At 73.7% G+C, this 11,859-nt stretch carries 9 protein-coding genes; 4 read left to right on the top strand and 5 right to left on the bottom strand.

Features of this window, described 5'->3' with window-relative positions; all coding sequences use genetic code 11:
* Positions 1 to 75: 75 nt before the first annotated feature.
* From ACN27D_RS29000 to ACN27D_RS28985, 4 genes are read left to right on the top strand one after another with little or no spacing between them, the layout of a single operon-like run.
* Positions 76 to 1,629 carry a pyridoxal phosphate-dependent decarboxylase family protein gene (locus ACN27D_RS29000; protein WP_358173557.1) on the top strand — a complete coding sequence of 518 codons (1,554 nt, stop codon included), beginning with the start codon at positions 76 to 78 and terminating at the stop codon, positions 1,627 to 1,629.
* A gap of 23 nt (positions 1,630 to 1,652) precedes the next feature.
* The gene (locus ACN27D_RS28995) at positions 1,653 to 2,939 is read left to right on the top strand and encodes a lysine N(6)-hydroxylase/L-ornithine N(5)-oxygenase family protein (protein WP_421500523.1); all 1,287 of its coding nucleotides are present in this window, start codon (positions 1,653 to 1,655) and stop codon (positions 2,937 to 2,939) included.
* 5 nt (positions 2,940 to 2,944) lie between these two features.
* Entirely contained in the window at positions 2,945 to 3,529 is a 585-nt protein-coding gene (locus ACN27D_RS28990; protein ID WP_047891080.1) for a GNAT family N-acetyltransferase, read from the top strand.
* The gene (locus ACN27D_RS28985) at positions 3,526 to 5,310 is read left to right on the top strand and encodes an IucA/IucC family protein (RefSeq protein ID WP_358173563.1); all 1,785 of its coding nucleotides are present in this window, start codon (positions 3,526 to 3,528) and stop codon (positions 5,308 to 5,310) included. Before ACN27D_RS28990 ends, ACN27D_RS28985 begins: the two co-directional genes overlap by 4 nt.
* Before the next feature lie 62 nt (positions 5,311 to 5,372).
* Here ACN27D_RS28985 and ACN27D_RS28980 read toward each other — a convergent pair whose 3' ends face one another.
* From ACN27D_RS28980 to ACN27D_RS28960, 5 genes are read right to left on the bottom strand one after another with little or no spacing between them, the layout of a single operon-like run.
* The gene (locus ACN27D_RS28980) at positions 5,373 to 6,275 is read right to left on the bottom strand and encodes a siderophore-interacting protein (RefSeq protein WP_120570362.1); all 903 of its coding nucleotides are present in this window, start codon (positions 6,273 to 6,275) and stop codon (positions 5,373 to 5,375) included.
* A gap of 45 nt (positions 6,276 to 6,320) precedes the next feature.
* Entirely contained in the window at positions 6,321 to 8,423 is a 2,103-nt protein-coding gene (locus ACN27D_RS28975) for an iron ABC transporter permease (RefSeq protein WP_047891050.1), read from the bottom strand.
* 5 nt (positions 8,424 to 8,428) lie between these two features.
* Entirely contained in the window at positions 8,429 to 9,418 is a 990-nt protein-coding gene (locus ACN27D_RS28970; RefSeq protein WP_047891049.1) for an iron-siderophore ABC transporter substrate-binding protein, read from the bottom strand.
* A gap of 28 nt (positions 9,419 to 9,446) precedes the next feature.
* Positions 9,447 to 10,256 (bottom strand): ABC transporter ATP-binding protein, encoded by an 810-nt coding sequence (locus tag ACN27D_RS28965; protein ID WP_421501211.1) that lies wholly within the window; start codon positions 10,254 to 10,256, stop codon positions 9,447 to 9,449.
* Between the two features lie 41 nt (positions 10,257 to 10,297).
* Positions 10,298 to 11,707, bottom strand: a complete 1,410-nt coding sequence (locus tag ACN27D_RS28960) for a PLP-dependent aminotransferase family protein (RefSeq protein WP_235437362.1) — start codon at positions 11,705 to 11,707, stop codon at positions 10,298 to 10,300.
* Positions 11,708 to 11,859 lie beyond the last annotated feature (152 nt).

The following is an 11,859-nucleotide window of genomic DNA, read 5'->3' as shown; positions in this document are numbered from 1 at the left end:
TTAGGCCAGCCTAACCTAACCTGATCGCCGCGGCTGTCGCCGCGTGTCCTGTCCGTACGACCGCTGGGAAGTCGCATGAGTTCGATCGGGAGCCCGACCGGCGCCGCGCCCACCGACACCGGCCGCGCCGCCGCCACGGCACGCGGCCACCTGTTCAACGCCGGCACGCTCGCGCGGTACCGGGACGTGCTGGCGCGCGGCGTCGACCGGGTCGCCCGCCGGGTGGGCGAGGCGGACCGGCCGTTCACCGGCGTCACCCCCGACGAGCTGGCGCCGCTGATCGGCGCCATCGACCTGGACCGGCCGCTCGGCGACACCGACGCCGCCCTGGACGAGCTGCACGACGTGTGGCTGCGCGACGCGGTCTACTTCCACCACCCGCGCTACCTGGCCCACCTGAACTGCCCGGTGGTCATCCCGGCGCTGCTCGGCGAGGCGGTGCTCAGCGCGGTCAACTCCTCCCTGGACACCTGGGACCAGAGCGCCGGCGCGACGCTGATGGAGCGGCGCCTGATCGAGTGGACGGCCGGGCGCATCGGGTTCGGCGCCGGCGCCGACGGCGTGTTCACCAGCGGCGGCACCCAGTCGAACCTCCAGGCGATGCTGCTGGCGCGCGAGGAGGCGTACCGCACGGTGGTGGGCGGCTCCACCGGCCGGCCGGACCGGCCGCAGGTGCTCTCCCGGCTGCGCATCCTCACCTCCGCGGCCGGGCACTTCAGCGTGCAGAAGGCCGCCAAGCTGCTCGGCCTGGCCGCCGACGCGGTGCTCACCGTGCCCACCGACGCCACCCGCCGGATGCGCACCGACGAACTGGCCCGCACCATCGACCGCTGCCACCGCGACGGCCAGGTGGTGATGGCCGTCGTCGCCACCGCCGGCACCACCGACTTCGGCACCGTCGACCCACTGCCGGAGATCGCCGACATCTGCGCCGCCGCGGGCGTCTGGTTGCACGTCGACGCCGCGTACGGCTGCGGGCTGCTGGTCTCCCCCACCCGCCGGCACCTGCTCGACGGCATCGAACGGGCCGCGTCGGTGACTGTGGACTACCACAAGTCGTTCTTCCAGCCGGTCAGCTCCAGCGCGCTGCTGGTCCGCGACGGCCGGACGCTGCGCCACGCCACCTGGCACGCCGACTACCTCAACCCGGCCCGCGCGGTCGAGCAGGGCATCCCGAACCAGGTCGACAAGAGCATCCAGACCACCCGCCGATTCGACGCGTGCAAGCTCTGGCTGACCCTGCGGATCATGGGGCCGGACGCGATCGGCGCGCTGTTCGACCAGGTCGTCGACCTCGCGGCGCAGGCGTGGCGGCGGCTCGACGCCGACCCGCGCTTCGAGGTGGCCGCGCCGTCGCAACTGAGCACAGTGGTCTTCCGGTACCGGCCGCCCGGCCTCGCGCCCGACCTGGTCGACGAGGCCAACCTGCACGCCCGCGACGCGCTCGCCGCCTCCGGCGCGGCCCTGGTCGCCGGCACCAAGGTCGACGGCGCCCACCACCTGAAGCTCACCCTGCTCAACCCCGAGACCACAGTGGACGACATCGCCCACGTGCTGGACCTCATCGCCGACCACGCCGCCTGGTACGCCCGGACCGCGGCCACCGCCGAGCTGTCCTGCCCGGTCTGACCCCCGCCGAGGAGAACGAGAACATGTCGACCCACGACTTCATCGCCGTCGGGCTGGGCCCCTACAATCTCGGCCTGGCCTGCCTCACCGCGCCGATCGACGACCTCGACGGGCTGTTCCTGGAGGCCCGCGACAGCTTCGACTGGCATCCCGGCATGCTGCTGGAATCCACCCGGCTCCAGACGCCGTTCATCGCCGACCTGGTCACGCTCGCGGACCCCACCTCGCCGTACTCGTTCCTGAGCTACCTGAAGGAGACCGGCCGGCTCTACCCGTTCTACATCCGGGAGAGCTTCTTCCCGCTGCGCGCCGAGTACAACGACTACTGCCGCTGGGCCGCCGGGAAGCTGCCGAACCTGCGCTTCCGGCACACCGTCACCGCCGTCGAGTACGACGAGGCCGACGACCGGTACGTGGTGCACGCGGACATGCCGGACGGGCCGGTCGCCCACCGGGCCCGGCACCTCGTGCTCGGCACCGGCACCCCGCCGTACCTGCCGCCGGCCTGCGCCGGGCTCGGCGGTGACATGATCCACAACTCGCGCTACCTGGAGCACCGGGAGGCGCTGCGGGCCAAGGACAGCATCACGATCGTCGGCAGCGGCCAGAGCGCCGCGGAGATCTACCACGACCTGCTCGGCGACATCGACACGTACGGCTACCAGCTCACCTGGGTGACCCGCTCGCCGCGGTTCTTCCCGCTGGAGTACACCAAGCTCACGCTGGAGATGACCTCACCGGACTACGTGGACTACTTCCACGCGCTGCCCGAGCCGACCCGCTACGCGCTGGAGGCCGCACAGAAGCCACTGTTCAAGGGCATCAACGCCGACCTGATCAACGACATCTACGACCTGCTGTACGCCAAGAGCCTGCACGGGCCGGTGCCGAGCCGCCTGCTGACCAACACCGAACTGGTCGAGGCGGCGTACGCCGACGGCCGCTACCGGCTCGGGCTGCGCCACACCGAGCAGGACCGCGCGTTCACGCTCGACACCGCGGGACTGGTGCTGGCCACCGGCTACCACTACCGGGTGCCGGAGTTCCTCGCGCCGGTCCGCGACCGGCTCCGCTTCGACGCGCACGGCCGCTTCGACGTGGCCCGCAACTACAGCGTCGACCACACCGGCCGGGGCGTGTTCCTCCAGAACGGCGGCACCCACACGCACAGCATCACCTCACCCGACCTGGGCATGGGCCCGTACCGCAACTCGTGGCTGATCCGGGAGATGACCGGCCGGGAGCACTACCCGGTGGAGAAGACCATCGCGTTCCAGGAGTTCGGCGCCCCGGCCGGGGCCCCGGCATGACCGGCATGACCGCGTTCACCCGCGTCGACGACGCGCTCGGCGAGTTCACACTGCGCCCGCTGGACCCGGACGCCGACGCCGCGCTGCTGCACCGCTGGGTCACCCACCCCAAGTCCGCGTTCTGGCTCATGCAGGACGCCGACGTGGACGCCGTCGCCGCCGAGTACCGGCGCATCGCCGACCACCCGCACCACGACGCGTACCTCGGGTCGTGGCGCGGCACCCCGGCGTTCCTGGCCGAGCGGTACGACCCGGCGCACGTCGAGCTGGTCGATCTCTACGACCCGGAGCCCGGCGACGTGGGCATGCACTTCCTCTGCGCGCCCGCCGACACGCCGGTCCACGGCTTCACCCGGGCCGTCATCACCACGGTGATGGCCTGGCTGTTCGCCGACCCGGCGACGCGCCGGGTAGTGGTGGAGCCGGACGTGCGCAACACCGCCGTGCACGCGCTCAACGCGGCAGTCGGCTTCACAGTCGTCGGCCCGATCCGCAAGCCCGAGAAGGAGGCGTTGCTCAGCGTCTGCACCCGGGACCAGTTCCGGGCCGCCACCGGCGCGCCCGCCAGCGAGGAAGGGGCACCGGCGTGAACGCCAGCGCATCCGTGGACCACCTGACCCCCGAGGCGTGGGCGACGGCCAACCGGCTGCTGGTGCGCAAGGCGCTCGCCGAGTTCGCCCACGAGCGCCTGATCACCCCCGAGCCCGCCGGCCCGGGACAGTGGCTGGTGCGCAGCGACGACGGCGCCGTCGAGTACCGGTTCGCCGCGCAGCGGCTGGCGCTCGACCACTGGCAGGTCGACGCGGACAGCATCGTGCGCCGCCGCGACGGCGCGGAACTGCCGCCCGACGCCGTCGACCTTTGCGTGGAGCTGCGCGGCGCGCTCGGCCTCACCGACGCGATCCTGCCGGTCTACCTGGAGGAGATCACCTCCACGCTGGCCGGGACCGCGTACAAGCTGGCCAAGCCCGCACTGAGCGCCGCCGAGCTGGCCGCCGCCGACTTCCAGGCGATCGAGACCGGCATGACCGAGGGGCATCCCTGCTTCGTGGCCAACAACGGCCGCATCGGCTTCGGCGTGCACGAGTACCACGCGTACGCCCCGGAGGCCGCCGCGCCGGTACGGCTGCTCTGGCTCGCCGCGCACCGCGACCACACCACGTTCACCTGCGCCGACGACCTGGACTACGACACGCTGGTCCGGGCCGAGCTGGGCGAGGAGACGCTGGCCGGGTTCACCGCCACGCTCACCGGGCTGGGCCTGGACCCGGCCGACTACCTGCTCGTCCCGGTGCACCCGTGGCAGTGGTGGAACAAGCTCGCCGTCACGTTCGCCGGTGAGGTGGCCGCGCGCCGGCTGGTCTGCCTCGGCGAGGGGCCGGACGAGTACCTCGCGCAGCAGTCCATCCGCACCTTCTTCAACGTCACCGACCCGGCCAAGCACTACGTGAAGACCGCGCTGTCGGTGCTGAACATGGGCTTCATGCGCGGGCTGTCCGCCGCGTACATGGAGGCGACGCCGGCCATCAACGACTGGCTGGCCGGGCTGATCGAGGGCGACCCGGTGCTCAAGCGCACCGGCCTGTCGATCATCCGGGAGCGGGCCGCGATCGGTTACCGGCACCGCCAGTACGAGGCGGCGACCGACAGGTACTCCCCGTACCGCAAGATGCTGGCGGCGCTGTGGCGGGAGAGCCCGGTGCCCGGGCTGGAACCCGGGCGGCGGCTGGCCACCATGGCCTCGCTGCTGCACCTGGACCGGGACGGGCGCTCGCTGGCCGCGGCGCTGATCGACGAGTCGGGGCTGGCCCCGGCCGACTGGCTGCGCCGCTACCTGGACGCCTACCTGGTGCCGCTGCTGCACAGCCTGTACGCCCACGACCTGGCGTTCATGCCGCACGGCGAGAACGTCATCCTGGTGCTGGACGGCGGCGTGGTGGAGCGGGTCGTGTTCAAGGACATCGCCGAGGAGATCGTGGTGATGGACCCGGACGCGGACCTGCCCGAGCGGGTGCGGCGGATCCGGGCCGCCATTCCGGAGGACGAGAAGATCCTGTCCATCTTCACCGACGTGTTCGACTGCTTCCTTCGGCACCTGAGCGCCGCCCTGCACACCCAGGGCGTGCTCGACCAGGACGGGTTCTGGCGCACGGTGGCCGAGTGCGCCGCCGGCTACGCCGCCACGGTGCCGCACCTGGCCGACCGGATGCGCCGGCACGACCTGTTCGCGCCGGAGTTCACGCTGTCCTGCCTCAACCGGCTCCAGCTGCGCAACAACCAGCAGATGGTGGACCTGTCCGACCCGTCGGCCGCGTTGCAGTTCGCCGGCACGCTGGTCAACCCGCTCGCCCCGTACGCGCCGCGCGACTGACGGGACGACGAAGAAGCGGGCCGGCGCCGTGCGCCGGCCCGCTTCGACGGCGGTGGGGACGATCAGTTCTCCGCGCGACCGGCCCGCCAGTAGCCCATGAACGCCACCGCGCACCGGTCCATGCCCCGCTCGGTGACCAGGTGCCGGCGCAGGCCGCGGATCACCGCCGCCTCCCCGGCCAGCCAGGCGTAGAGCGCCGCGCCGTCGGGCCGCTCCGGCACCTCCCAGAGGATGTCCCGGTCCACGTCCACCTCGGCCAGCGGCGGCGCGCCCGGCCCGGCCGGTACGGGCACCAGCCGGCCGGCCAGGCTCGTCACGGCCGGGGTGAGCCGGCTGCCGTGCGGGGCGCCGTCGCGGGGCAGCCAGGTCACCGTGACGCCGGCCGGCGCCGCGCAGGGCAGTTCGTCGCCGGTCTCCGGCACCTCCACCAGCGCGTGCCCGCGCGCGTCGGCGGGCAGCCGCTCCAGGATCGCGCAGATCGCCGGCGCGGCGGTCTCGTCGCCGGCGAGCAGCAGCGTGGCGCCGGCCGGCGGCTGGAACTCGACCCCGCCGTGCGGGCCGTCCCACCCGGCGTCCGGGCCGACGACGGCGATCCGGTCGCCGAGGCGGGCCCGCCGTGCCCACCGGGTGGCCGGGCCGCCGTCGCCGTGCAGCGCCATGTCCACGTCCACCTCGTACGCCTCCGGCCGGACCGCGCGCACCGTGTAGGTGCGGATCGGGCTGCGCAGCCCGTCCGGCAGCTCCCGCCACCGCGGGAACCAGTCCGGCCCGTCGGGCAGCTCCCCCGGCGCCCCGTCGACCGGCGGCAGGGCCAGCTTGATCCGCTGGTCGTACCCGTTGTCGGCGAACCGGTCCAGATCCGGGCCGGTGAGCGTCACCCGCAGGAAGGACGGGCCGAGCCGCCGCAGCGCGCGGACCTCAACGGTGAAGACTCGCCAGGGCGCGACGGCCAGGGTGCTGGTCATGCGTCATTCCTCTCACGGCCGGTGGGCGGTACGTCGGTGAACGGGCTAACGGGCGGCCGCCGCGGCGCGGGAACGCCACAGCAGCCAGACGAAGTACGGGGTGCCGATCAGGGCGGTGACCAGACCGGCGGGGACCTGGGCGGGGGCGATCACGCTGCGGCCGAGCGTGTCGGCGAGGCTGACCAGGGTGGCGCCGAGCAGCACCGCGACCGGCAGGACGCGGGTGTGCCGCCCGCCCACGAGGGCGCGGGCCGCGTGCGGCGCGACCAGGCCGACGAAGCCGATCACACCGACTGCCGACACGGCGGTGGCGGTGAGCAGCGCCGCCAGGCCGAGCGCGATCAGCCGGGCGCGTTCCAGCCGGACGCCGAGCACCCGGGGCGTGTCGTCGTCGAGCGCGAGCAGGTCCAGCTCGCGGCGTACGGCGGCCACCACCGGCAGCGCGATCAGCAACGCGATCAGCACCGGCAGCACCTGCGGTGCGGTACGCCCGTAGGTGGAGCCGGACAGCCAGGTCAGCGCCTTGCCGGTGTTCCACGGGTCGGACGAGACCACGATGAACGTGATGACCGCCGTCCCGCCCTGCCAGACCGCGAACCCGATCAGCACCAGCCGGTCGGAGTTGAGGCCGCGCCGCCGCGCCAGGCCGTAGACCAACGCGAACGCGGCGACCGCGCCCAGACCGGCGGCGCCGGACAGGGCGAGCACGCCGGCCATCGGCGCGAACGTCAGCAGCGACACCGCGCCGATGCCGGCGCCGCCGGTGATGCCGAGGATGCCCGGTTCGGCGAGCGGGTTGCGGCACACCGCCTGCACCGTGGTGCCGGCCAGGGCCAGCGCGGCCCCGGCCAGCAGCGCCGCGGTGACCCGCGGCCAGCGGGCGTCCAGCACGAAGGTGTACGCCGGCCCGGTGCGGCCCTGCACCCAGTTGACGATGTCGCCGAGCAGCACCCACGTGTCACCGGCGAGCATGCCGAGCACCAGCGCGGCGGTGACGACGACCGCGCAGGCCGCGACGACGGCGGCGACGAAGCCGCGGGAGCGGACGGCGGCGTGGCCGCCGGGCGCCTGCCGGGTCGGCCCGGCGTCGCGGTGGCGGCGGGCCAGCCAGATCAGCAGCACCGCGCCGAAGAGCGTGGTCACCACGCCGGTGGGCACGTCGACACCGGCCTGCCCGCCGAGCACGGCGCGTAGCAGCACGTCGGAGCCGAGCACGATGACGACGCCGACGATGCCGGCCAGCGGCATCAGGATGCGGTGCCGGTGCACCTCGGGCACCCACCGGCCGAGCAGCCGGACGATCACCGGCGCGCCGAGGCCGACGAAGCCGATCGGCCCGGCCAGGGTGACCGCGGCGGCGGAGAGCAGCACTGCGAGCAGCACCACGATGAGCCGGGTCCGGCGCACGTTGAGCCCGAGCACGGTGGCGGTGTCGTCGCCGAGGGCGAGCAGGTCCAGCCGGTGCCCGAGCGTCACGAGCAGCAGCGCGGCGACCCCGATCACGGGGGCGAGCTGGGTGAACGCGGCGAGGTCGCCCTGCACGAGCGAGCCGTTGCCCCAGGCGAACAGGCCGATGGTGGACTGCTCGAACAGCAGCAGGAGCAGCATGGTCAGCGAGGCGAGCGCCATCGCGGTGGCCGAGCCGGCGAGGATGAGCCGGGTGGTGGCGGCCTGCCCGCCGGCCGAGAGCAGCATGACCAGGGAGGCGGCGGCGAGGCCGCCGCAGAACGCCAGGCCGCCCGAGGGCAGCGCCGGCAGCGCGATCCCGAACGCGGCGGTGGCGACGATCGCCAGGTGCGCGCCGGCGTTGACGGCGAGCGTGTCCGGCGAGGCGAGCGGGTTGCGGGTGGTCGACTGCAACGCCGCGCCGGCGAAACCGAGCGCGACGCCGACGGCCAGGCCGGTGAGCAGCCGGGGCAGGCGGGAGGCGACGAGGATCCGGGCGGCCTCGTCGTCGCCGCCGGTCAGCAGCCGGAGCAGGTCCAGCGCCCCCACCGACGACGTGCCCTGGGTGAGGTGCACCGCGGTAATCGCGACGAGCACCACGGCGGCGAGGGTGAACGCGCCGGCGACCCGGCTGCGCCGGACGGGCGGCGGCCCGACCGGGGCCGGCCGGGTGGCCGGCCCCGGCGGGGCGGGGGCGGTCATCGCGCTCAAGCCGTGTAGACCTTCACCAGCTCGTCGATGTACTGCTTGGCGGACAGCGTGCCGCCGAACGTCCAGATGCCGTTGGGCATCTTGTGCAGCTTGTTCTGCTGGACGAACGGCAGGGAGCGCCAGATCGCGTTGCCGGCGAGGCCGTCGGCGAACACGTCGTTGCCGTCCGAGGCGTTGTAGAAGAAGTGCAGGTCCTGGCTCTTGAGGACGTTCATGCCCTCGACGTCGGTCTGGCCCAGGCCCCACATCTCGTCGGTCTTGCCGGTCCAGGCGTTCTTGAGGCCGAGCTGGATGCCGAGCTGGGAGACGAACGCGCCCTGGCCGAACATCCGGATCGAGACGGTGCTGCCCTCCTTCCAGCCGTCGGCGATGGCGAACTGCTTGCCGGCCGCCCCGGCGTCGGCGATCTTCTTCTTGCCGTCGGCGAGCGCGGCGTCGAAGTCGGCGAGCAGCTTGTCCGCCTGGGCGGTCCGGCCGGTCGCGGTGGCGATCATCTTCAGGTCCGCGCGCATCCGGCCGATGTTGTCGGACGCGTCGCTGCCCTTGGTGACCAGCACCGGGACGTACTTCTCCAGCTGGGTGACGACGGCGGAGCCGCGCTCGGCCTCCATCACCACGAGGTCCGGCTGGAGCGCGACGATGGAGTCGACGCTCGGCTCACCCCGGGTGCCGACGTCCTTGACGCCCGCGTCGAGCGGGGCGGCGGTCACCCAGGTGGCGTACCCCTTCGGGTCGGCCACGCCGACCGGCATCACGCCGAGGCCGACGAGCATCTCGACCTCGCCCCACTCCAGGCCGACGACCTTGGTGGCGGGGCTCTTGAGGGTGATGGTCTTGCCCCGGCTGTCGGTGACGGTGACCGGGCCGGTGGACGCGGCGTCGGAGGGGGACGGTGCGGCGGCGGGCTCCTCGGTGGTGCCGCAGCCGGCGATCAGCAGCGCGCTGGCCGCGGCGGCGGCGAGCAGGGTCAGGCGGGTACGCAACATCGGTTTCTCTTCTGTGGGCAGGAGTCGGTCAGGCGGAGACGCGGGTCGTGTGCCGGCCGACGGGACGAGTGGAGAGCAGGTTGGTGACCGGGTCGACAGTCACCTCGACGCGAATGCCGTACGCCTCGGTGAGCGCCGCCTCGGTGAACACCTCGTGCGGCGTGCCGGCGCCGCGGACCCGGCCTTCGTGCAGGAGCACGACCTGGTCGGCGACGGCCGCGGCCTGGTTCAGGTCGTGCAGCACCACACCGACGGCGACGCCGGCGGTGTCGGCGAGTTCGCGCATCAGGTCGAGGATCTCCACCTGGTAGCGCAGGTCCAGGAACGTGGTCGGCTCGTCCAGCAGCAGGATCGCGGTGTCCTGGGCCAGGCAGGTGGCCAGCCAGACCCGTTGCAGCTCGCCGCCGGACAGCTCGTCGACCGGCCGGCCGGCCATGGCGTCGACGCCCGTCACCCGCATGGCCCGGTCGATCGCGGCCGGTCCGTCGAGGTCGTTCGCGCGCCACCGCTGGCGGTACGGGTGCCGGCCGTACCCGACCACGTCGCGCACCGTCACCCCGCTGGGGGTGGGGCGGCTCTGCGCGAGCAGCGTGACCCGGCGGGCGAAGTCCCGGGCGGACAGCGCCCGGGCCGGCGTGCCGTCGGCCAGCACGATCTCGCCGTGCTCCAGCGGGTGCAGGCGGGCCAGCCCGCGCAGCAGCGTCGACTTGCCGCTGCCGTTCGGGCCGACCAACGCGGTCACCGCCGCGGGCTGAAGCGTGATGGCGGCGTCGTGCACCACCGTCGTGCCGTGGTAGCCCAGCCGCAGGTCGCTGCCGCTCAAGCCGTCGGCTCGCACCGTTCTGCTCGTCACGGAGGTTAGGCTAACCTAAGCGCTGATCACGCTGTCAAGCCGGTCCTTCGGTCGGATTCCGCGGCCCGCCGCACATTGACACCCGGCGCGTGGCGCGCGGTCACGTCGCGGTAGGCCGCGGCGACCCCGGCCAGTCCCCGCCCCAGCTCGGCGCCGCGCACCCCGGCGTACCCGATGACCAGCGCCGGGGGCCGGTCGTCGGCGCGCAGGGCGTAGAACCGGCCGCCGCGCACCAGCACGGACCGGCGCCGCGCGGCCGCCACCATGGACTCCTCGGCGCACCAGCGGGGCAGTACCAGGTACGTCTGGAGGCCACCACTGGCGTCGAGCGGCGCCACGCCGGGCAGATGGCGTGCGACGTGCTGGCGTACCGCCTGGCCGCGGCGCTGGAACTCGGCCCGCAACCGGCGCAGGTGCCGGTCGAACGCGCCGGTGTCCACGAGCCGGGCGAAGGCGAGCTGGTCCAGCCCGGAACAGCCGATGTCCCAGCCGGCCCGGACCCGCTCGATCGAGGCGGCCAGCCCGGTCGGCGCGGCCAGCCAGCCGAGCCGCAGCGCCGGGGCGAGGACCTTGCTGGCACTGCCGGCGTACACCACCCGGTCCGGCGCGACGCTCTGCAACGCGGGCATCCGCTGCGCCGGCGCCACGAACGCGGCGTCGAAGTCGTCCTCGACGACGTACCCGTCCACCGCACGCGCCCAGTCGACGAGCTGCTCCCGGCGCCGCCGGCTCAGCGGCGCACCGGTGGGGAACTGGCTGGCCGGGGTGGTGAGCACGGCCCGTACGCCGGTCGCGGCCAGCTCGCCGACGCGGATGCCCTCCCGGTCCACCGGCACACCGACCGGCCGCAGCCCGGCGTCGGCGATGAACGCCCACTCCCCCGGGTGCCCGGGATCCTCCACGCCGATCGCCTCGTGTCCCTGGTCGCGCAGCACCCGGCAGAGCAGCGCCAGCCCCTGGGCGAAGCCGGAGGTGATCATCAGGTGCTCGGGGCGGACGCGGACGCCCCGGACCCGGCCCAGGTAGCCGGCGAGCGTGCGGCGGACCGCCGGCAGGCCGGACGGCGGGGCGTAGCCCAGTTCCTGCGGCCCGGCCGAGCGGAGCACCGAGCTGACGCAACGGATCCAGTCCTGGCGCGGGAACGTGGACACGTCGGTGCCGCCGGCGCGCAGGTCCCACACCTCGGGCGCGGGTGCCTCGTCGGCGGTGAGCGCGGAGGCGACGCCGGCGTGCGCGGAGTCCGCCACCGAGGTGCCGGAGCCGCGCTGCGAGGTGAGGTAGCCCTCGGCGCAGAGCTGCTCGTACGCCTCGACGACCACGGTGCGGGACACGCCGAGGTCCGTCGCGAGCTGACGGGTCGACGGCACGCGCGTCCCGGGGCGCAGCGTGCCGTCGGTGATCCGCCCGCGCAGAGCGTTGCGGAGCTGCGCCGACAACGTTTCACGCGCATCGCCGTCAATTGACAGATTCAGATGCCACACCGATTGGTCCTCTCCCCGGTCTCCGAAGTGGTATGGACAGCGGGAACCGCACTTGGTGAAAGTGTTTCCCGGGACCGCAACCGATTCCCGGCCGCAACCGGGGGGTG

This window comes from Micromonospora sp. WMMD1274, from assembly GCF_049179035.1.
In the GTDB taxonomy this organism is placed as follows: Bacteria; Actinomycetota; Actinomycetes; order Mycobacteriales; family Micromonosporaceae; genus Micromonospora; species Micromonospora tulbaghiae.
This window is presented reverse-complemented; position numbering and strand designations above follow the sequence as displayed.

Bases quoted from the DNA above. Each gene is read 5' to 3' on its own strand.
- ACN27D_RS28970 (WP_047891049.1), bottom strand. From the start codon at position 9,418: ATGTTGCGTACCCGCCTGACCCTGCTCGCCGCCGCCGCGGCCAGCGCG.
- ACN27D_RS28995 (WP_421500523.1), top strand. From the start codon at position 1,653: ATGTCGACCCACGACTTCATCGCCGTCGGGCTGGGCCCCTACAATCTC.
- ACN27D_RS28980 (WP_120570362.1), bottom strand. From the start codon at position 6,275: ATGACCAGCACCCTGGCCGTCGCGCCCTGGCGAGTCTTCACCGTTGAG.
- ACN27D_RS28975 (WP_047891050.1), bottom strand. From the start codon at position 8,423: ATGACCGCCCCCGCCCCGCCGGGGCCGGCCACCCGGCCGGCCCCGGTC.
- ACN27D_RS29000 (WP_358173557.1), top strand. From the start codon at position 76: ATGAGTTCGATCGGGAGCCCGACCGGCGCCGCGCCCACCGACACCGGC.
- ACN27D_RS28990 (WP_047891080.1), top strand. From the start codon at position 2,945: ATGACCGCGTTCACCCGCGTCGACGACGCGCTCGGCGAGTTCACACTG.